The following is a 1,130-nucleotide window of genomic DNA, read 5'->3' as shown; positions in this document are numbered from 1 at the left end:
ACGGGATGTCGAAAACAGCTATCTGGCCTCGGATGCGGTGGATGACGACCCGATGACACCCCTGCTGGGGCACTCGATCACTTACCGTATCGCTGTCGGTTCACAGGCGGGGCGAAAGGTGTTCACTTTGCAAACTCTGCCGACCAGTGGTGATCCGTTCGGTGACGGGATTGGCAAGGTAGCCGGGTCCAGCCTGCACGCCGGCGTGGCGGCCAGGGCCGATGAACGCAAGAAGCTCGAACGGCTGTGCCGGTACATCAGCCGCCCGGCGGTATCCGAGAAGCGGCTGTCGTTAACACGAGGCGGCAACGTGCGCTACCAGCTCAAGACGCCGTACCGGGACGGCACCACGCACGTCATTTTCGAACCATTGGATTTCATTGCAAGGCTGGCCGCCCTGGTACCGAAGCCCAGAGTCAACCTAACCCGCTTCCACGGGGTGTTCGCACCCAACAGTCGGCACCGGGCGTTGGTCACGCCGGCAAAACGGGGCAGGGGCAACAAGGTCAGGGTGGCTGATGAACCGGCAACACCAGCACAACGGCGAGCGTCGATGACATGGGCGCAACGGCTCAAGCGTGTTTTCAATATCGACATCGAGACCTGCAGCGGCTGCGGCGGCGCCATGAAAGTCATCGCCTGCATTGAAGACCCTATAGTGATCAAGCAGATCCTTGATCACCTGAAGCACAAAGCCGAAACCAGCGGGACCAGGGCGTTACCCGAAAGCCGGGCGCCACCGGCTGAGCTGCTCCTGGGTCTGTTTGACTGACGAGCCTGAAGGCCAACGATACCAATCAAAATGCTGCGTTCACAGCGCCGCGGCAGGGATCCGCCGTGCTGGTTGTCGGAAAAGGAGCCGCTAGTGGGAAAGAGGAGGGTAAATTTTCAGCGTTGCTGGCTCCCCGTCAGCCGGATTGGGTTGCATCGCAGGGGTGTCGAAAGAGTCAACTGCGGTCCAAAGCTGTTGGACTTGGGTGAAAAGGGCGTTTATTCTTCCTATACGTGCCGCGTTCCAGGCGGCGACTATGAGGGCTATGTCGATGCCCATGTGCGCCGGCTGGAGGCGCTACGCCGGGCCGGTATCGTCGAGCGGATCGACGCCGACCAATGGCGCATCCCCGATGATC

Annotated in this window: 2 pseudogenes; both read left to right on the top strand. The window is 60.9% G+C overall.

Going from position 1 to position 1,130, the window contains the following annotated elements:
• Positions 1-772, top strand: a pseudogene (locus R7F67_RS24695) (IS91-like element ISVsa3 family transposase); the annotation flags it as partial.
• 243 nt (positions 773-1,015) lie between these two features.
• A pseudogene (locus tag R7F67_RS24690) lies at positions 1,016-1,130 on the top strand (DUF3363 domain-containing protein); the annotation flags it as partial.

It is taken from the genome of Vibrio sp. YT-17, from assembly GCF_033337375.1.
Lineage (GTDB): Bacteria > Pseudomonadota > Gammaproteobacteria > Enterobacterales > Vibrionaceae > Vibrio > Vibrio alginolyticus.
Note: the sequence above shows the minus strand (reverse complement) of the source record. Positions and strands in the feature narration are given on the sequence as shown.